Raw genomic sequence first — 19154 nt, 5'->3', positions numbered from 1 at the left:
GTGTCGCAAGGGTTCGGGGCGGGCTGGGCGGGTATGGCCCCTATTCGTACATTTGAGCGATCTGTGACACGTCGCCCGACCCGGTCGTCAGAGCTTGACGACGGGGAACGCGGCGGTGTCCAGGGTGCCGACGATGCCGGGGGTCGGACGGGCCGGCGCGGGGTCCTCCTGGGCCCCCGCCAGGGCCGCCTCGCGCACCGCGGAGGCGACGGTCTTGGCGACGTCCTTGTGGAACACGCTCGGGATGATGTAGTTGGCGTTCAGCTCGTCGTCGGCCACGGTGGTGGCCAGCGCCCGGGCGGCGGCGATCATCATCTCGGTGTTGACGGTGCGGCTCTGGGCGTCCAGCAGGCCGCGGAAGACGCCCGGGAAGACCAGCACGTTGTTGATCTGGTTCGGGAAGTCGCTGCGGCCGGTGGCGACCACGGCGGCGGTCTGCCGGGCGATGGCCGGGTCGACCTCCGGGTCCGGGTTGGCCAGCGCGAAGACGATCGAGTCCTCCGCCATGGTGGCCAGGTCGTCGCCGTCCAGGACGTTCGGGGCCGAGACGCCGATGAAGACGTCGGCGCCCGCCACGGCCTCCTTGAGGCTGCCGGTGCGGCCCGAGCGGTTGGTGTGCTCGGCGATCCAGCGCAGGTTCTCGTTGAGGTCCCCGCGGCCCAGGTGGACCACGCCGTGCACGTCCGCCACGGTGGCGTGCTCGACGCCGGCCGCCATCAGCAGCTTGAGGATCGCGGTGCCGGCGGCGCCGGCGCCCGACATCACCACGCGGATGTCGGCGATCCGCTTGCCGACCACCTTCAGCGCGTTGGTGAGGGCGGCCAGCACCACGATCGCGGTGCCGTGCTGGTCGTCGTGGAAGACCGGGATGTCCAGGGCCTCGCGCAGCCGGGCCTCGATCTCGAAGCAGCGCGGCGCGGAGATGTCCTCCAGGTTGATCCCGGCGAAGCCCGGGGCGATCGCCCTGACGATGGCGACGATCTCGTCGGTGTCCTGGGTGTCCAGGCAGATCGGCCAGGCGTCGATCCCGGCGAAGCGCTTGAACAGGGCCGCCTTGCCCTCCATGACCGGCAGCGCGGCCTCGGGGCCGATGTTGCCCAGGCCCAGCACCGCCGAGCCGTCGGTGACCACGGCCACGCTGTTGCGCTTGATGGTCAGGCGGCGCGCGTCCTCGGGGTTCTCCGCGATCGCCATGCAGACCCGGGCGACGCCGGGCGTGTAGATCATGCTGAGGTCGTCACGGTTGCGGATCGGCAGCTTCGAGGACATCTCGATCTTGCCGCCGAGGTGCATCAGGAAGGTGCGGTCCGAGACCTTGCCGATCGACACGCCGTCGATCGCGCGCAGCTTCTCGACGATCTCCTCGCCGTGCGCGACCGAGGAGGCCGCCACCGTGACGTCGATCCGCAGCGCCTCCAGGCCGGAGGCGGTGACGTCGAGACCGGTCACCGACCCGCCGGAGGACTCCACGGCCGTGGTGATCGCACTGACGGCGTTGCCCCGGGCCGGGACCTCCAGCCGTACCGTGATCGAGTTGGAGACACTGGGCACCGTCGCCATCGACGCTTCCTTCTTCCGTCTGTCCCGCAGGCTCAACATTTTGTTGAAGGCATCGCCCGCGCATGCTAGACCTCGATCGTCGCACCTTCCAAGGGGTAGCCAGAAATAACGTTCATTGAGTGTGCGGACCCGACAATCCCGCCCAATGGCCGCCGGTCCCCCGCCGCTCACTCCTTGCCTCTCCCGGCCGATGCGTTACATTGGACGGGACACCGGCTCGATCCAAGCCCCCGGGCCCAACCTTCGTCCCTTCGAGGGACCACTTGCCGCGAGGCGAGCATGGCGGGTCGGTGTCGTAAACGTCTGAAGGCCCCTCACCGTCCGGTGGGGGGCCTTCTTCCGTCGGGTCCCGACGAGTACCGCCGGGACCCGACGGTCCGTCAGCCGTGCAGCAGCGCGGGCACGCCGTCCGCGTCCGGCAGGTCGTCCGGGCCGGAGAGCACGGTCAGCCGCTGGGTCGCGCGGGTCAGCGCCACGTACAGCACCCGCAGCCCGGCCTCCGACTCGCCGGCGATGCCGGTCGGGTCGGCCACCACGGTCGCGTCGTACTCCAGGCCCTTGGCCTCCAGACTGCCCAGCGCCACCACGCGCCCGCCCAGGCCCTCGGCCCAGCCGGCCGCCTCGTCCCGGCGGTCCATCGGCACCACGATCGCCACGGTGCCGTCCACCTCGGCCAGCAGCCGCTCCAGCTCGGCCCGGGCGGCCTCGCCGAAGGCCTCCGGCGAGGGGTCGGTGGTGGCCGCGAAGCGCGGCTCCACGCCGACCCGGCGCACCGCGCTCGGCGACGGGGTGCCCGGCGCGGCCAGCGCCAGCACCTTCGCCGCGACCTCGGCGATCTCGGCCGGGTTGCGGTAGTTCACGGTCAGCATGAAGCGGCGGCGCGGCTTGCCGGAGAGCACGTCGTCCAGTGCGGCCTGTGCCTCCTGCGGGAACGGCCAGGAGGACTGCGCCGGGTCGCCGACGATCGTCCAGGTGGCCATCCGGGCCCGGCGGCCGATCATCCGCCACTGCATCGGGGTGAGGTCCTGCGCCTCGTCCACGATGATGTGCGCGTACTCCCTGCGCTCGACCGGCTGGCGGTCGCGCTGGCGGGTGGAGCGGTCGGCGAAAGTGGTGACCTCCTCCAGGCCGCTCAGCAGGTCCACCGCGTCCACCTCGCGGACCTTCGGGCGGGCCGGCTCGCCCAGCAGCACCTGGAGCTCGTCGATCAGCGCGACGTCGTGCGCGGACAGCGCGCCCGCGCCCTCCGCGGACAGGTGGCGCCAGGAGGCGGCCAGCAGCCTGGCCTCGTCCGGGGTGACGGCGCGGCGGGCGATCCGGTTGGTGTGCCGGTGCTGCCGCAGCGTGCCGAGCACCCGGCGCGGGCTCAGCGCCGGCCACCAGGCGTCCAGGAAGTCCAGGAACGACGCCTCGTCCGAGACGTACTCGTCGAAGGACTCCTTCTCCTCCTGGCGCTGCTCGCGGGCGTAGTGGTCGGCGGGCTTCGGCAGGTCCCTGGTGGCCTGCTGCCACAGGGCGTCCAGCAGCAGCCGGCGGGCCCGCGGGCGCAACAGGTTCAGCGGGGTGCCGCCGGAGCCCACCACATTGCCGCGCACGGCCTTCAGCCGGGAGGCGTCCAGCTTCAGCACCTCGCCGCGGGCGACGACCTTCAGCTCCTGCGGCGCGCCCAGCTCCAGCGCCGCGCGGGCGGCCCGGCGCAGCAGCTGCACCATCCGGCCCGAGCCCTTGACCCGGGCCGCCTCGGGAGTGTCGTAGGTGCCGGCCTCGATGCCGTCCACCAGCGAGCCGACCGCCCGGATGGCGACCTGGCCCTCCTCGCCCAGCGCAGGCAGCACGCCCTCGGTGTAGGACACCAGCAGCGGGGTCGGCGAGACCACCAGGATGCCCCCGGCGTAGCGGCGGCGGTCCTGGTAGAGCAGGTAGGCGGCGCGGTGCAGGGCGACGGCGGTCTTGCCGGTGCCGGGGCCGCCGGTGACCAGGGTGGCGCCCGCGGCGGCGGCGCGGATCACCTCGTCCTGCTCCTTCTGGATGGAGGAGACGATGTCGCGCATCGAGTGGCTGCGGGCGCGGCCCAGCGAGGCCATCAGCGCACCGTCGCCGACCACGGCCAGCTCCTCGCCGTCCAGGGTCGGGGCGAGGTCCGGACGCAGCAGGTCGTCCTCGACGCCGATCACCTTGCGGCCCTTGGACCGGATCACCCGGCGACGGATCACCCGGCCCGGTTCGACCGGGGTGGCGCGGTAGAACGGGGCGGCGGCGGGCGCGCGCCAGTCGATCACCAGCGGGCCGTACTCGGCGTCCAGCACGCCCAGTCGGCCGATGTGGAGGGTCTCGGCGACGGCCGGGTCGGCCGGGTCGAGCGGAGTGTCCGACGGGATCCCGTGCTCCTCCGGGGCGTCCGCCCGCTGGAGGTCGATCCGGCCGAACAGGAAGTCCTCGAACTCGCTGTTCAGTCGGTGGAGGTGGGCGCCGGCCCGGTAGACCTGGGCGTCGCGTTCGGCGAGCGCGCCGGGGGTTCCGACCTGGACCCGCTTGGCGGCGTCCTCCAGGATGTACTCGGCCTCGGCGAGCTTCTCCTCCAACCGGTGGTAGACGGTGTCGAGGTGCTGCTGCTCACCGGCGATCTCGCGCGCGCGGACGGTCTCGTGGTCGGTGGCGGGGGTGGTGGGCGTGTTGCTCTGCATGGCCTCGGTGGTTGCGGCGGAATCCCGCTCCGGAAAACGAGCGGACGGATGATCCTACGCCGCCACCCCCGGACCGCGCTGCTCCGGAACGTACAAAAATCGAAGGGCCGCCCTCCGCGGAGCGGAGGGCGGCCCTTCGAGGCAACATGGGGTGGTGGAGATGCCGGGAATCGAACCCGGGTCCAGTGGAGTTAATTCAGGGCTTCTCCGAGCGCAGTCCGCTGTGCTTTTCTCGGCCCTGGCAGTCACACGGACAAGCCGCCAACAGGCCCAGCTGCTGTTTGATTTCCCATCCACCCTCGCAGCCCGGGCGGACGGTTGAGTTCCCTAGATTATGCCAGGGTCCGGGTCGGGAACTCCCCGGTCTGACACCCAAGCGCTATCGGTGCTTATTAGGCAGCGAGAGCGAACTGCTGGGAATCGCGCTTAGTGTTGGCGATTATTTTTTTGCGACACGTGGTTTACGAGATCATTGCCGCGTTCCTCGGCTCGCTTCACCTGTTTCAACATCCCCTGTCGAAACCGATCATCCCCATGTTTTGTTGAGAAACAGCTCGGACGGTCATCGTCCGTGTTGCTTGCGCCATAGTACGCGAGGCGACGGGTGAGGGTCCAGCGGATTAACCCTGGCGTCGGCGGGCCGCCGCCACCGCGCGGGCCGTCTCGCGGGTGTCCTGCTTCTCGCGGAGCGTCTGACGCTTGTCGTAGAGCTTCTTGCCGACCGCGAGCGCCAGTTCGAGCTTCACCCGGCCGTCCTTGAAGTACAGCGAGAGCGGGACCAGGGTGTGACCCGCGTCGCGGACCTTGGTCTCGATCTTCTGGATCTCCATCCTGTGCAGCAGCAGCTTGCGCTTGCGCCGGGCCGCGTGGTTGGTCCACGTCCCCTGCATGTACTCGGGGATGAAGACGTTGTCGATCCACGCCTCGTGGTTCTGGATGTACGCGTAGCCGTCGACCAGATTGGCCCGCCCCTCGCGCAGCGACTTGACCTCGGTGCCGGTGAGCACCAGGCCGCACTCGTAGGTGTCGAGGATCGTGTACTCGTGTCGCGCCTTCTTGTTCTGCGCGATCAGCTTCTGTCCGGTTTCCTTTGCCATAACCCGGTCATTCTCGCACTTCGGGGCCGGATGGGGCAGCTGCTTTAGGCACGGGTACCGAGACCCGCGAGGACCCGCAGGGCGAGCTCGTCGGCCTCCTCGCCCGAACCGGCCGGGACGTCGGGGGTCAGGCCGGTACCGTCCGGGGAGCGTCCGGCCGGGGTGTAGTAGCGGCCGACGGTCAGCTCCAGCACGGCGCCGTCGGCGAGCCGGCTGGGCTGCTGGACGGTGCCCTTGCCGAAGGTCCGCGAGCCCACCACCACGGCGCGGCTGCGGTCCTGGAGGGCCCCGGCGAGCAGTTCGGCGGCGCTCATCGTGCCGCCGTCCACCAGCAGCACCAGCGGGGTGCGCTGGTCGCCGCCGGGCGGGGCGGTCAACTCCCTGGTCTCGCCGCGCTCCTGGTACGAGCCGACCGTTCCGCCGTCCAGGAAGATCCCGGCGGTGCCGGCCGCCTCGTCGACCAACCCGCCGGAGTTGCCGCGCAGATCGAGCACCACGCCGGTGTGCGGGGCGCGCAGCGCGGCGCGCACCTGGTCGGCCACGCCGCTGGTGAAGGCGCGCACGGTCACCCGCAGCACGCCCTTGCCCAGCTGCTCCGCGGTGACCTGCCGACTGTCCAGAAGCACGCGCCGCAGCCGCAGTTCGCGCTCCTCCGCCCCGCCGCGCCGGACCGCCAGGGTGACCTCGGAGCCGGCCCGGCGCTCCTCGCCCCGGCCGCGCAGCCGCGCGACCACCTCGGTGACCGGCAGGTGGTCGGCCTGGTCCTGGCCGATCCGCACGAGCCGGTCGCCGGGGGCGATCCCGGCCGCGGCGGCCGGGCCGCCGGGGGCGACCTGGGAGACCTCGGTGACGCCGTCCTGGCCGCGGCCGACCGAGAGGCCGACGCCCGGGTAGCGGCCGTCCAGGCCCTGGCTGAACTCCGCGTACTCCTGGGCGCTGTAGTACGCGCCCCAGCGGTCGCCGCCGGCCGCCAGCAGGTGCTCGGCCTGCTGCTCCGACAGGGCGGCGCCGGCCGGGTCCGCCGGGAGTCCGCCGGTGGCCCGGGCGGTGTCGGCGGAGGACCGGTGCGGCGGGTCGCCCGGGTCGCCCCAGGCGCCGGTGGCCGCGCCGGCCATCAGCACGGCGCCGAACACCAGGCTGAGCACGGTCACCTGGCGGGCCCTGCGCGGAGTTTGCAGCATGGCACCGGAGTGTAGACACCGCCGCGCGCGGGACGAACCGCGACGGTGGACCGCGGAACGCCGACGGCCCCGTACGGCGCAGTGCCGTACGGGGCCGTCGGGCCTGCGGGAATCAGACCTTGAGGTACTTGCGCAGGGTGAAGAAGGCCGCGACGCCGGCCATGCCCATACCCACCACGATCAGCAGCGGTATCACCGCGAGCACCGAGCCGAGCCCGATGAAGTGGATGAACTGCACCCGGTCGGCCAGCCAGTTCTGGACGAAGAAGTGCCCGCCGACCAGCAGTCCGGAGGCCATCGCCGCGCCCAGCAGCGCCGAGAAGGCCGCCTCGGCGATGAAGGGCATCTGGACGTAGAAGTTCGAGGCACCGACCAGGCGCATGATCCCGGTTTCGCGCCGCCGGCTGTACGCCGACACCCGGACGGTGTTGACGATCAGCAGCAGGGCGACGAACAGCATCAGCACCATGATCACGAAGGCCGCCGTCTGGAGGCCGTTGAGCAGGCCGAACAGGTTCTCCAGGATCTTCCGCTGGTCCTCGACCGACTTGACGCCGGGCTTGCCGGCGAAGGCGCTCTGGATCACGTCGTACTTGGTCGGGTCGTTGAGCTTGACCCGCCAGGACTGCGGCATGGCGTCCGGGCCCAGGACGGAGATGAGCGGGTTGTCCGGGTTCATCTCCTTCCAGTGCTTGTACGCCTCGGGCGAGCTCTCGTAGGTGGACGACTGGACCACCGAGGTCATCTTGTCCAGCTGGTCCTTGATGTCCTGGACCTGCTGGTCGGTGGCCGCGCCCTTGTCGCACTGGGGCGAGTTGCGGGCGTCCGCCTTCGTGCAGAAGTAGATGCTCACCTCGACCTTGTCGTACCAGTACCCCTTCATGGAGTTCACCTGGTCGCGGACCAGGAGCGAGGAACCGGCGAGGGCGAGGGAGAGCGCGACGCTGACCACGACCGCGATGGTCATGGTCAGGTTGCGTCGGAGACCCACACCGATCTCCGACAGGACGAACTGGGCACGCATGCGGGAAACACTCCAGGGTCGGTACTGCTCTGGTCTGGCGGGTCGGGCCGGCGGCCCCACGGGTCAGCGCTGGTCGGTCAGTGCTGGTATCCGTAGACGCCGCGGGCCTGGTCGCGGACGAGCAGCCCCTTGTCGAGTTCGATGACGCGCTTGCGCATCTGGTCGACGATGGCCTGGTCGTGGGTGGCCATCAGCACCGTGGTTCCGGTGCGGTTGATGCGGTCGAGCAGCTTCATGATGCCGACCGAGTTCTGCGGGTCGAGGTTGCCGGTGGGCTCGTCCGCGATGAGCAGCATCGGACGGTTCACGAAGGCGCGGGCGATGGCCACGCGCTGCTGCTCACCACCGGACAGCTCGCCCGGCATGCGGTCCTCCTTGCCGCCGAGGCCGACCAGCTCCAGCACCTCGGGCACCACCTTGTTGATGGCGCTCTTGGGCTTGCCGATCACCTCCAGGGCGAAGGCGACGTTCTGCGCGACCGTCTTGTTCGGCAGCAGGCGGAAGTCCTGGAAGACGGTGCCCAGCTGGCGGCGCATGTGCGGCACCTTCCAGTTGGACAGCTTGCCGAGGTCCTTGCCCAGTACGTGCACCGCGCCCGTGCTGGGACGCTCCTCGCGCAGGCACAGGCGCAGGAAGGTGGACTTTCCCGAGCCGGACGAGCCGACCAGGAAGACGAACTCACCCTTCTCGATCTCCAGCGAGACGTTGTCCAGGGCGGGACGATTCTGCTTGGGATAGGTCTTGGAGACGTTGTCGAATCTGATCACGGCTGCATCACGGAGGCCATCCTAGGCGGCGCCAGTCCTCGGTCGGTCCGCCCCGGAGGCCCGGTCCATGGGCGGGCGAAAGGAGCGCGGTGGGCTGCTCCCGGTCTGGGACCATACGCGAATCGGCGACCGGCCCGCAGGGACCGCCCGTGACAACAGCCGGACTCTGCGGGAGAATGTCCGCTTATGCCCCGAATATTGCGAGGCATCTCACAGCCCGGAAGCCGGAACTGCCGGAACCTGGCAGAGTGGAGGGGAGCGACCGTGTCACGGCCGCTCCCCCGTACAGGGCAGTGCATGGAACCAAAGCCCCGTCCGGTGCGTTGGCTGTAGCAGCGAGGAGGAGATCGCATGACCTGCGACCATCTGGTGTGCGCCAACTGCAACGGCCGCGTCAGCGACGGGCGTTGCCCGGTGTGCCGGGCCAACCGGGCCCGACTTCAGGAGCAGCAGAGCCCGTTCGCCGCGCTCTCCCCCGCGATGCTGCTGGCCCTGCTGGCCGGACTGCTCGCGGTGGCGCTGATCGCCCGGCAGGCACTGGCCTGACGACCCACGACGCGTACGACGAAGGGCCCCGACCGCTGCGGTCGGGGCCCTTCGTCGATGTCGGCCGTTACTCGGCGCTGGTCTCGCGCTGCTTGCGCCAGCGGATCCCGGCCTCGATGAAGCCGTCGATGTCGCCGTCCAGCACGGCCTGCGGGTTGCCGGCCTCGTACGCGGTCCGGACGTCCTTCACCATCTGGTACGGGTGCAGCACGTAGGAGCGCATCTGGTTGCCCCAGGAGCTGCCGCTGTCCTTGAGCGCGTCCATCGCCGCCTTCTCCTCCTGGCGGCGCCGCTCCAGCAGCTTGGCCTGGAGGACGTTCATCGCGGACGCCTTGTTCTGGATCTGCGAGCGCTCGTTCTGGCAGGAGACCACGATGCCGGTCGGGATGTGCGTGATGCGCACCGCCGAGTCGGTGGTGTTGACGCCCTGGCCGCCGGGACCGGAGGCACGGTAGACGTCCACCCGCAGCTCGCCCTCGTCGATGTCGACGTGGTCTGACTGCTCGACGACCGGGAGGACCTCGACGCCGGCGAAGGAGGTCTGCCGGCGGCCCTGGTTGTCGAACGGCGAGATCCGCACCAGGCGGTGGGTGCCCTGCTCGACCGAGAGGGTGCCGTAGGCGTACGGCGCCTTCACGGTGAAGGTCGCGGACTTGATGCCGGCCTCTTCGGCGTACGAGGTGTCGTACACCTCGGTGGGGTACCCGTGCCGCTCGGCCCAGCGCAGGTACATGCGCATGAGCTGCTCGGCGAAGTCGGCGGCGTCCACGCCACCGGCCTCGGCACGGATGTTGATCAGCGCCTCGCGGGCGTCGTACTCGCCGGACAGGAGGGTGCGGACCTCCAGCTCCTCGACGGCCTTCTGGAGGGCGACGAGCTCGGTCTCGGCCTCGGCGCGGGTGTCCGCGTCGTTCTCGGCCTCGGCGAGCTCGAACAGCACGCCCAGATCGTCGATGCGGCTGCGCAGGCCCTCGACCCGGCGCAGTTCGCCCTGGAGGAAGGAGAGCCGGCTGGTCACCTTCTGCGCGTTCGCGACGTCGTCCCACAGGGTGGGGGCGGCTGCCTCCTCCTCCAGGACCGCGATGTCGGCCCGGATCTTGTCCAGGTCGAGGACGGCCTCGATCGACCCCATGGTCGTATCGAGGTTCTTGAGCTCTTCGGAAGGATCGACGGCTGCCACGCCCCCAGGGTAATGGTTCCGGGAGTGGTCATGACGACACCCCCGGCTCCCCGGGGGTCACGGCCGCCGTCACGGCCGCGCGGGCGGCTCCGGCTACGGGGCCCGCGGGCCGGTGTCCGACACCGCCGGACGGGCCGGGTGACCGCCGTCCGGGACGGTGGCCGCGAACGCCGTCCAGGCCGCGGCGGCGCCCGCCAGCAGCAGGACGGTGGCGATCAGGACGGCCAGCAGCCGGCGGCGGCGCAGCAGGGCCTGGCGGTCCCGGCGGTGGCCCGGGGCGGCGCGCTGGGCGCGGGACTCCAGCGCGTACGCGGCCAGCTCGTCGGCGGACGGGCGGCGCAGGCTGGTGTGGGTGTCCCGGGTGGAGTCCGGGGCGGCGCCCGGCACCAGCGGGACGGCCGGGCCGCGGCGGCGCTTGTGGATGCCGGGGCCGGCGTCGATCTCGGCGTAGACGGCCTCGCCGGGGGTCAGCTGCTCCTCGACCGGGGCCCGGCCCTGGCCGGGCACGGCGAGCACCGGCAGGCCGGCCAGCGAGGGCAGCTGCTCGCGCAGCCGGGAGGCCAGCTCGGCGGCGCGCAGCCGGGAGGCGGGGGCCTTGGCCAGGCACTCGGAGATGATCCGCCACAGCCCGTCCGGCAGGCCGGGGATCGGCGGCACCTGCTCGGTGACGTGCCGGCGCAGCACCGCGCCGGTGTGGCCGCCGCCGAAGGGCGTGAAGCCGGCCAGCAGCTCGTACAGCACGGTGGCGAGGGCGTAGATGTCGACGGCGGCGCGCGGCTCCAGGCCCTCGATGATCTCGGGGGCGAGGTAGTCGGGGGTGCCGATGATCCGGGTGGCCCGGGTCCGGCGCGGGGCGTCGACCAGGCGGGCCACGCCGAAGTCGGTGAGCTTGGCGCGCGGGGCGCCGCCCGGGCCGGGGGCGGCGGCGAGGTCGAGCAGGACGTTCTCGGGCTTGACGTCGCGGTGGACGATGCCGGCCGCGTGCGCGGCGGCCAGGCCGTCGGCGACGTCGGCGATGATCGAGGCGGCGGTCTGCGGCGGCAGCGCGCCGTCCCGCTCCAGCCGGGAGCGCAGGTCGGTGCCCTGGACCAGCTCCATCACCAGGGCGAGGTCGCTGCCGTCCACCACCATGTCGCGCACGCCGACCACCCGGGGGTGGTCGAGGCTGGTCAGCGCGGTGCGCTCCTGGACGAAGCGGCCGACCAGCACCTGGTCGGCGGCGAGGTCCTCGCGCAGCAGCTTGACCGCCACCGGGCCGTCGGGCCCCTCACCGAGCCAGACCGTGCCGGCCGAACCCCGGCCGATCACCTGGTGGACGGTGTACCGGCTGCCGATCTTGCGTGCCAATGCTGCTCCGTGGGCGGCGCGGGAGCGCTCCGGGGGTCCGGCGCGCTCGGTGGGGCGGGACAACAGCGACCAACCTACGCGCCCGGAGGCCCTGCGCGGGCCGCCCGAGGGGCCCGGAGCGGGAGTCCCGGCCGAGAAATCTCGCCAATTGTCGACATAGCGTCAATATTGCCGCCCCGGGCGGGCCGGGGCCCTGATCAGCTCACCGAGGTCGGGAGCGTCCAGCTCTGCGCCGGGGAGCCGTCGCAGCCGGCCAGGTCGGCGCCGCCGCCCGGCGCGGTGCCGTTCGCCGGGTCGCGCAGGCAGCCCTGGGCACCCTGGTTCCACAGTGCGCCGGCCATCCCCACCAGCCAGACGTGGTACGGCGAGCCGTTGCAGGGGTTGAGCGAGGCCCGGTTGCCGTCGGTGCCCAGGCATTTGCCGCCCAGCCGGACCGTACCGTCGGTCTCCACGCTCCACTGCTGGGCGGGCGAGCCGTCGCAGTCCAGCAGCGCCACCGGTTCCGGGCCGTCCGGGGTGCCGCCGGGCAGATCTGCCAGGCAGCGGCCGCCGGGGGCGCCGATCGGGCCCACCGGGCGGCCGGGCCGCACGTCGGTGGAGAACGACTCCGTCCGCAGGCCCGCGCCGTCGCGCCAGACCTCGAAGCCGGCCTCCACCGAGATCAGGTACCACTCCGGCTTGACCACCCCGCGGGTCACCGCGTCCCGGACGAAGGCGCGCAGGTCGAGGTCGGTGACCGAGGCGACCGGTACCTGCGCCTGGTAGGCGACCATCGGCCACTGCCGGCCGTTGGCGGCGATGGTGAGCTGCCAGCTGGTGTAACCGGCGCCACCGACGACGGCGGTGCTCCCGGAAGGGCTGGCCGAGGCCGGACGGCGGTCCAGCCAGATCATCAGCTCGGCACCGTCCGGCTGGCCGTTCGCGGCCGGAGTGGTCGGGGCCGTGTTGAACCAGAGGTCGTACGCCACGTTGAAGTCGCCCCGGGCGGGCAGCGTGGTGGACCAGCTACTGGTCGCCCGCCCCAGTTCGGAGACCCGGACCGGCAGCGCGCTGCCCGGGGTGCAGGTGCCCCAGTGGCAGCCGTCGAAGATCTCCGGGTAGGCGACCGGCCCGGCCGGCGGGCTCGTGGCCGCCTCGGAGGACAGGACGGTGAACCCGGCCCGGCCGTCGGTGCCGAGGCACTCGCGGGCTCCGCCGTAGTTGTTGTTGTCCACTACGTACCGGCCGCCCGCGACCGGCACGGTCTCGTACTGGCCGCAGTGCGACGTCTCGGCCGCCGCGGCCGGACCGGCCGGCAGCAGCAACCCCGCCACCGCCACCACGACGCCCATCAGCGCCGCGCCCGCCCGGCTTCCCCGCATCCCCATCCCCGCTGCCCCCACTCGTCCGGTGTCAGTTCTTCGAGCTGCCCACGAGACCGTTCACCCAGTCGCGCGCCGAGTCGAACCAGCCCACGACGTTGTCCCAGTACTGCGGCAGCGGCGTGAAGTTCCACAGCGCCAGCCCCGCCACGGCGAGCACCAGCAGCACCATCAGGCAGCCCTTGAGGCAGCCGAGCCCCGGAATGTACATCCGGTTGCGGCTGCGCGGACGCGGCTCACGGGCCGGCGCGGGCTCGCGGCGGGCCGGTGCCGGCGGCTCCTCGCGGCGCTGCGGCGGGGCCTCCCGGTACTGCGGCGCGGGCGGCTCGGCCCGGCGCGCCACCGGGGCGGGCGCGGGCGGGTAGCCGCCCTGCGACTGCCCGTACCCGGACGGGGCCTGCCGGTAGCCACCGGGCGGCTGCGGACGGCCTCCCTGGCCGCCCTGGCCGCCCTGAGTCCGCTGGCCCCCCTGACCGCCCTGACTGCCCTGGCCGCCCCGGCCCGCCTGGTAGGGCGGCGGGGCCACCGGTGGACGCTGGGCGTAGCCGGGCGGGGGCGGGGACTGGCGGTAGCCGCCGGGCTGCTGCGGCCCGGCGGGGCCGCCCGGGGCGCCCTGGCCCGGCCGGTGCCCCTGGCCGGCGTGGCCCCCCTGGCCGGCCTGGTAGGGCGGCGGGGCGACCTGCGGCTCCGAGTGGTTCTCGTAGTCCTCCGGACCGAAGTAGCCGACCTGGGTCTGCTGGTTGCGGTCCCGCGCCGCGCGCAGCTGGGTCTGCCACGGGTGCGGCGTCTCCTCCTGCGGCGGCGCGACGGGCGGGGGCGGCGGCACCGCGACGGGCGGCATCATCCGGGTACGGTCCGCGGCTCCCTGCGGGGGCGCCGGCGGCGGCTGGGTGCCCATCACCCGGGTCGCCGCGGCCGGGTCGAACGCCCCGCCCGGGGTCGGCGGCAGCACCTGGGTGCGGTCCTCGGTGCCCGGGGCCACGGCGCCCGGCATCGTCGCCATCGGTGACATCGGCGACATTGGTGACATCGTGCTGGGGACCGCGGTCGGCTGCGGGTCCGGCAGCAGCAGGGCGCCGACCGCCAGCGCCTCGTCCACCGCCGGCGGGGAGGCGTGCACCCCGACGCCGGCCGCGACCACCCGCAGCGCGTGGGCCAGCGACGTGGCGCCGGGCCGCTGGGCCGGGTCCTTGCGCAGGCAGCGCTCGATCACCGTCCAGAGCGGCTCGGGCATGGTGCTGGGCCGCTGCGGCTCGTGGGCCAGGTGGGCCTGGAGCACGGCGAGCGCGCTGTCCCCCTGGAACGGCTGCCGGCCGGTGACCAGCTCGTACAGCATGATCCCGGCGCCGTACACGTCCACCGCGGAGGTCTGCGGGCGGCCCTCGGCGGACTCCGGAGCGACATAGGCGGGGGTGCCGACGAACTCGTGGGTGCGGGTGACGCCCGGGGAGTCGGCGAGCCGGGCGATGCCGAAGTCGGTCAGCAGCGGATGCATCCGCTCGGCGCCGTCCACCACGGTGGAGGCGAGCATCACGTTGGCCGGCTTGAGGTCGCGGTGGACGATCCCGTCCGCGTGGCTGGCCGCCAGCGCGTCCGCGACCTGGGCCATCAGCAGGGCGCCGGCGATCGGGCTGAACGGGCCGTTGGCGCGCAGGTAGCGGGCCAGGTCGGGGCCCTCCACCAGGTCCATCACCAGGGCCAGCAGCTCGCCCTCGACGACCAGGTCCCGGACCCGGACGATGTTGGGGTGGGTCAGCCGCAGCAGCAGCGAACGCTCGCGCAGGAAGCGCATCACCACGTCGGGGTCGGCGGCCAGCTCCTCGCGCAGCACCTTGATCGCCACCCGCTGCCCGGGCGCGCAGCCCGGCACCTGCGCGTCCTCGCGCACCACGCCGCGCCAGACGGTCCCGGTCGCACCCCGTCCGAGGGTCTCCTCCAGCAGATATTTGCTGCCGACTGGCCGCACCTGTCGCACTCCTCGCCGTGCCGCCCGCGCGGGGCGCTCCTCCGCCGGTGCGGTGAGCCTGCCGGGCCCGTGTCTGCGGCCACTCTAACGGTGCCGGTTCGGGTTTTCGGGGTGACCGGCAGGCCATCCGTACGGTCTGGGGAAGGGTTGGGGGACATCCCCTAGGGAAGGTCCCGGGCACCCCGCGAGGAGGCGATCGGCCCTGACTCCCCGTCGCCCCGCCACGGTGTCGATCGCAAGATCGTCAAATCCGGTACCGTGCGCGGACCGTCCTCGACGGATGGCAGGATGGACACTCGCCACTCGTGTGGCCCAACGGTGCCCACGGCACCGGGCAGCGGTACCAGGTTCACATCAGCAGAAGGGACCCGCGGGCGAGATGCAGATCCGGCTGACCGTCCTCCGACCGCGCAGCGGCCCGGCCGCCGCCGGCTCCGCCATCCCCTACGTGGACGTGCTGGTCACCGCGCCCGTCGGCACCGCACTCGGCGCCATCGCGGGTGCGCTCGCCGGCGCCGTGGGCGTGCGCGGGCCGCGTGCCGCCACCCACGTGCACCTGTACGCCGGGGCGCACCGGGTCGACGAGCACACCCTGCTCGGCCACCCCCCGCTGCTCGACGGCGCCGTCCTCAGTCTGAACGAGCCCGACCCGACCGCCGACGACCCCGACGACGCCCCCGCCGCCGCCGAACTGCGCGTGGTCGGCGGCCCCGACGCCGGCGGCGTGCACCGGCTGCACGGCCGGGAGATCCGGGTCGGCCGCTCCGCCGAGGCCGACGTCCCGCTCGACGACCCGGACGTCTCCCGGCTCCACCTCTCCCTGCACCTCGCCGAGGACGGCCGGGTCACCGCGCGCGACCTCGGCTCCACCAACGGCACCACGCTGGACGGCCGGCTCGTCCCGCCCGGCCCGCCGGAGGCCGCCGTCCCGCTGGAACCCGGCACCGTGCTGCGGATCGGCGAGTCCACCCTCCAGGTGACCGCCCCCGACCCGGCCGAGGCCGCCGGCGCCACCCGCGCCGCCCTGCCGGACGGCAACGGCCACCTCCAGCTCGCCGCCCCCGGCCCGGCCCGGCCCGCGCCGCCCGTGGTCGAGCCGCCCACCGCCCCCGAACCGGCCCCCGGCCGCGGCCGCGGCCTGTTCTCCCTGCTGCCCGGCCGCACCGCCGAACCGCCCGGCCAGGAGAGCGCCGAGCGCCACCACGCCGCGGTGCGGCTGCGCCAGACCGCCGCCCAGCGCGAACGCTGGCCCGACCTCGCCACCCTGCTGCTCAACGCCGTCGGCCCCGGCCCCCGCCTCTGGGAACGCGGCCCCGGCCACCCCGACGCGCTCACCCTGCGCCTGGGCACCGCCGACCGCCCCGGCGGCCCCGGCACCACACCCGGCACCACGCTGCCCGCCGTCCCGGTCACCCTCGACCTCCAGACCGCCGGCAGCCTCGGCCTCAGCGGCCCGCGCGAGCGACTGGACGCGCTCACCCGTGCCGTCGTCGCCCAGCTCGCCGCACTGCACCCGCCGACCGGGCTGAGCCTGGTCGTGGTCGACGCCGACCAGGCCCGCACCGCCGAGGAGCGCGCCGACACCTGGGCCTGGGCCCTGTGGCTGCCCCACCTGCGCCCGGTCGACGGCCAGGACTGCCGACTGCTGATCGGCCTCGACGACGAACAGGCCACCGCCCGGCTGACCGAGCTCACCGCCCGGCTCAGCGGCCCCAGCGGCCTCGGCGGCCTCGGCGGCCACCCCGCGACCGTGGTCGTGGTGGACGGCCGGCCGGCCACCGAAGCCGCCCGCCAGGCACTCGACCTGCTGCTGCGCCAGGGCCCGGCGGTCGGCATCTTCCCGATCTGCCTCGCCGAGCAGCCCGAACTGCTCCCCCGGGGCCTCGGCGCCACCGCCCTGATCACCGGCGAGGTCGGCACCCAGCTCTCGCTGAACCGCCCGGTCGCCCGCGGCCGGGAAGCCCTCCACGAGGTCTCGCTGGACGCCGTCTCGGACGCCTGGGCCGAACGGCTGGCCCGCGTCCTCGCCCCCCTGCGCGAGGCCGTCCCGGCCGCCCGCGGCCCGCTGCCCGACGTCCTGCGGCTGCTCGACCTGCTCCAGCTCGACACCGTCACCCCGGCCAAGCTGTCCGCCCGCTGGGAGGCGCACGCCGGCGGCATCGGCGCCGCCACCGCCCTGCTCGGCACCACCCGCGACGAACTCTGCACCCTCGACCTGGCCGACCCCGAACTCACCCTCCCCTCCCCCGACCCGGGCGGCCCGCACCTGCTGATCGGCGGCGCCCGCGGCTCCGGCAAGACCGAACTGCTGCGCACCCTGGTCGCCTCGCTCGCCGTCTCCGAACGGCCCGAGCGGCTGACCGTCACGATCATCGAGGGCCGGGCCACCCCGGACGGCCAGGACGGCCTCGACGGCTGCACCGACCTGCCGCACGTCACCGGCCGGGTGAACGCCGCCGCCGACCCGCGCGCCGCACTGCTCGCCGCCGAGGCGCTGGAGGACGAACTCGCCCTGCGGGAGCGGCTGTTCGACGGGCTGGACTTCGCCTCCTGGCACGCCGCACGGATCCTCGACGAGCAGGGCCTGGACGGGCGGGGCCTGGACGGGCGGGAGGCGCACGCGGAGCACCCCAGGGTCCCGGTGCCCGCCGCCGTCGGCGGCGGCGCCGCCACCACGCCCCGGATCATCCCGCCGCGCAGCGCGGAGGGCCCCCGCCCGACCGGACCCGCCGCCGCGCCCGCCCGGCTGGTCGTCGTCGTCGACGACTACGACGCGCTGCTCTCCCCCACCTCCGCCGCCGGCCGCCCGCTCACCCGCGCGCTGGCCGCCGTCGCCCGCCGCGGCGGACCGCTCGGCGTGCACCTCGCCGTCGCCACCGGCCGCCCGGAGGAGAGCGCCGGCACCGAGGTGGACGAGGCCGCGCTGCTCCGGATCGCCCTGCGCACCGACGACCCGGCCGACTCCGACCTGCTGATCCACCTCGGCGACGCGGCGGCCCTGCCCGAGGACACCCCCGGCCGCGGCTACCTCCGCCTCCCGGACGGCGGCGTCACCGCCTTCCAGACCGCCCGGATCAGCGGCCGCATCCCGCGCACCGCCACCCTGCGGCCCACCGTCGTCGCCATAGACCCGCTCCAGCTCGGCGCCCCGCCGGCCCGCCGCCCGGTCCGCGAACTCGGCAACGGCCCCACCGACCTCGCCCTCCTCGCCAGCGCCCTCCAACGCGCCGCCGCCCGCTGAGGGCCCTGCCTCCCCCTGCGCAGGAAGTCGGCCGGGCCGACTTCCTGCGCAGGGGGGAGCTGAAACCGCCACGCTCGCCAACACTGAACGCCTACCCACAAGGCCCGGGCGGAGCAGCGCAACAGGTCCAGTGACCGATCAATGAAGTTGGGCGGGCCCGCGTCCTCCGGCGCGGGCGCCCAAAGAAAAATGAGAAAGAGAAGGAAGCGCCCCACCCTCCCGCCCCTTCCAGAAACCGCAAGAGCAACGGCGGCCCCGGCCAAGCTTGGCCAGGCCCGCCAAAACCACCATCAAGCAGCACTCATGCCGCCTCACCATCCGTTGCCGCTTCGGCCTTGCCGAAGCGGCAACGGCGTTTACATCACCACTTCTGCATAGGAAGTCGACCTGGCCGACTTCCTATGCAGACGACGAGCGAGCCAGGTCAAGGTCGAGGACGGGCCCGCGCCAGGCACACGGGCCCGCCCGAAGAACCTGGCGCCCGCCCACCCACCCCTTCCACAAAAGCCATGGGCGGCTCGGCCAAGCTTGGCCGGGCCGCCCCACAAGTGAGGCAACCCAGCAACCCTGGTCGAGACAGCTGCCCCGGCCACAGATGGCCGGGGCAGCCGAAACCATCGCCAGGCAGCACTCACGCCACCCCACGGCCCGTGCCCGCTTCGGCCCAGCCGAAGCGGGCACGGCATCGTGGCACCACGGCCCTGCATGGGAAGTCGGCCGAGCCGACTTCCTGCGCAGGGGGAGCTGAAACCGCCACGCTCGCCAATACAGAACGCCCAGCCACGAGGTCCGGGCGGAGCAGCGGCAACAGGTCCGGCGACAGATCAATGAAGTTGGGTGGGCCCGCGTCCTCCGACGCGAGCCCACCCAAAGAAAGAGAGAAAGAGAAGGAAGCGGGGGGGGGGGGCGGCGCCCCCCCCCCCCACCCCCCCCCCCCACCAACCCCCCCCCCCCCCCCCCCGATCGCGCACCGACGGCCCCGGCCAAGCTTGGCGGGGGCCGCCGAAACCACCGCCGAGCAGCCCTCACTTCGCCTCACCATCCGTCGCCGCTTCGTCCCAGGCCGAAGCGGCGACGGCATGTGCACCACCACTACCTGCGCAGGAAGTCGGCCCGACCGACTTCCTGCACAGACGATGAGCAAGCCAGGGCAAGGTCGAGACAGCCGAGTCCATTCACGGCGACCCAGAGCCCGCTGCC

The 19154-nt window shown here is 73.3% G+C and carries 12 protein-coding genes and 1 other RNA gene; 2 read left to right on the top strand and 11 right to left on the bottom strand.

Features of this window, described 5'->3' with window-relative positions:
- Positions 1-87: 87 nt before the first annotated feature.
- The 7 genes from ACFVUY_RS24895 to ftsE form a co-directional block, all read right to left on the bottom strand.
- Positions 88-1560 (bottom strand): NAD-dependent malic enzyme, encoded by a 1473-nt coding sequence (locus tag ACFVUY_RS24895; RefSeq protein ID WP_359904241.1) that lies wholly within the window; start codon positions 1558-1560, stop codon positions 88-90.
- A 380-nt stretch (positions 1561-1940) separates the two neighbouring features.
- Positions 1941-4244: a HelD family protein gene (locus ACFVUY_RS24890; RefSeq protein WP_387733388.1), complete on the bottom strand. Its 2304-nt coding sequence runs from the start codon at positions 4242-4244 to the stop codon at positions 1941-1943.
- 152 nt (positions 4245-4396) lie between these two features.
- Positions 4397-4778, bottom strand: a transfer-messenger RNA (tmRNA) gene (gene ssrA / locus ACFVUY_RS24885).
- 86 nt (positions 4779-4864) lie between these two features.
- Complete coding sequence (smpB, locus tag ACFVUY_RS24880) at positions 4865-5341, bottom strand: SsrA-binding protein SmpB (protein ID WP_387694888.1); 477 nt, start codon at positions 5339-5341, stop codon at positions 4865-4867.
- 44 nt (positions 5342-5385) lie between these two features.
- The gene (locus ACFVUY_RS24875) at positions 5386-6522 is read right to left on the bottom strand and encodes a S41 family peptidase (RefSeq protein WP_387733385.1); all 1137 of its coding nucleotides are present in this window, start codon (positions 6520-6522) and stop codon (positions 5386-5388) included.
- Positions 6523-6634: 112 nt separating this feature from the next.
- On the bottom strand, positions 6635-7546 hold the full coding sequence (ftsX, locus tag ACFVUY_RS24870) for a permease-like cell division protein FtsX (RefSeq protein ID WP_387694890.1): 912 nt from the start codon (positions 7544-7546) through the stop codon (positions 6635-6637).
- A gap of 77 nt (positions 7547-7623) precedes the next feature.
- The gene (gene ftsE, locus ACFVUY_RS24865; protein ID WP_030059730.1) at positions 7624-8313 is read right to left on the bottom strand and encodes a cell division ATP-binding protein FtsE; all 690 of its coding nucleotides are present in this window, start codon (positions 8311-8313) and stop codon (positions 7624-7626) included.
- Positions 8314-8664: 351 nt separating this feature from the next.
- Between ftsE and ACFVUY_RS24860 the strand changes: the two genes are divergently transcribed.
- Positions 8665-8859: a hypothetical protein gene (locus tag ACFVUY_RS24860; RefSeq protein ID WP_359904255.1), complete on the top strand. Its 195-nt coding sequence runs from the start codon at positions 8665-8667 to the stop codon at positions 8857-8859.
- A 67-nt stretch (positions 8860-8926) separates the two neighbouring features.
- On the opposite strand, the gene prfB is transcribed toward ACFVUY_RS24860, so the two are convergent.
- From prfB to ACFVUY_RS24840, 4 genes are all read right to left on the bottom strand, one after another.
- Positions 8927-10039 (bottom strand): peptide chain release factor 2, encoded by a 1113-nt coding sequence (gene prfB, locus ACFVUY_RS24855; RefSeq protein WP_387694891.1) that lies wholly within the window; start codon positions 10037-10039, stop codon positions 8927-8929.
- A 93-nt stretch (positions 10040-10132) separates the two neighbouring features.
- Complete coding sequence (locus ACFVUY_RS24850) at positions 10133-11386, bottom strand: serine/threonine-protein kinase (protein ID WP_387733382.1); 1254 nt, start codon at positions 11384-11386, stop codon at positions 10133-10135.
- Between the two features lie 197 nt (positions 11387-11583).
- A complete protein-coding gene (locus tag ACFVUY_RS24845; RefSeq protein WP_387733380.1) occupies positions 11584-12747 on the bottom strand; it encodes a ricin-type beta-trefoil lectin domain protein in 1164 nt (387 codons plus the stop codon).
- Positions 12748-12778: 31 nt separating this feature from the next.
- Positions 12779-14713: a protein kinase gene (locus ACFVUY_RS24840; RefSeq protein ID WP_387733378.1), complete on the bottom strand. Its 1935-nt coding sequence runs from the start codon at positions 14711-14713 to the stop codon at positions 12779-12781.
- 379 nt (positions 14714-15092) lie between these two features.
- On the opposite strand from ACFVUY_RS24840, the gene ACFVUY_RS24835 reads away from it, so the two are divergent.
- The gene (locus ACFVUY_RS24835; protein ID WP_387733375.1) at positions 15093-17954 is read left to right on the top strand and encodes an FHA domain-containing protein; all 2862 of its coding nucleotides are present in this window, start codon (positions 15093-15095) and stop codon (positions 17952-17954) included.
- Positions 17955-19154: the final 1200 nt, after the last annotated feature.

The organism is Kitasatospora sp. NPDC058063 (assembly GCF_042885395.1).
Taxonomy (GTDB): Bacteria; Actinomycetota; Actinomycetes; order Streptomycetales; family Streptomycetaceae; genus Kitasatospora; species Kitasatospora lactacystinica.
Note: the sequence above shows the minus strand (reverse complement) of the source record. Positions and strands in the feature narration are given on the sequence as shown.

What these genes read in the sequence shown, in the direction of transcription:
- ACFVUY_RS24860 (WP_359904255.1), top strand. Translation starts at nt 8,665, where the DNA reads ATGACCTGCGACCATCTGGTGTGCGCCAACTGCAACGGCCGCGTCAGC.
- ACFVUY_RS24895 (WP_359904241.1), bottom strand. Translation starts at nt 1,560, where the DNA reads ATGGCGACGGTGCCCAGTGTCTCCAACTCGATCACGGTACGGCTGGAG.
- ACFVUY_RS24845 (WP_387733380.1), bottom strand. Translation starts at nt 12,747, where the DNA reads ATGCGGGGAAGCCGGGCGGGCGCGGCGCTGATGGGCGTCGTGGTGGCG.
- ACFVUY_RS24835 (WP_387733375.1), top strand. Translation starts at nt 15,093, where the DNA reads ATGCAGATCCGGCTGACCGTCCTCCGACCGCGCAGCGGCCCGGCCGCC.
- ACFVUY_RS24890 (WP_387733388.1), bottom strand. Translation starts at nt 4,244, where the DNA reads ATGCAGAGCAACACGCCCACCACCCCCGCCACCGACCACGAGACCGTC.
- ftsX (WP_387694890.1), bottom strand. Translation starts at nt 7,546, where the DNA reads ATGCGTGCCCAGTTCGTCCTGTCGGAGATCGGTGTGGGTCTCCGACGC.
- smpB (WP_387694888.1), bottom strand. Translation starts at nt 5,341, where the DNA reads ATGGCAAAGGAAACCGGACAGAAGCTGATCGCGCAGAACAAGAAGGCG.
- ACFVUY_RS24875 (WP_387733385.1), bottom strand. Translation starts at nt 6,522, where the DNA reads ATGCTGCAAACTCCGCGCAGGGCCCGCCAGGTGACCGTGCTCAGCCTG.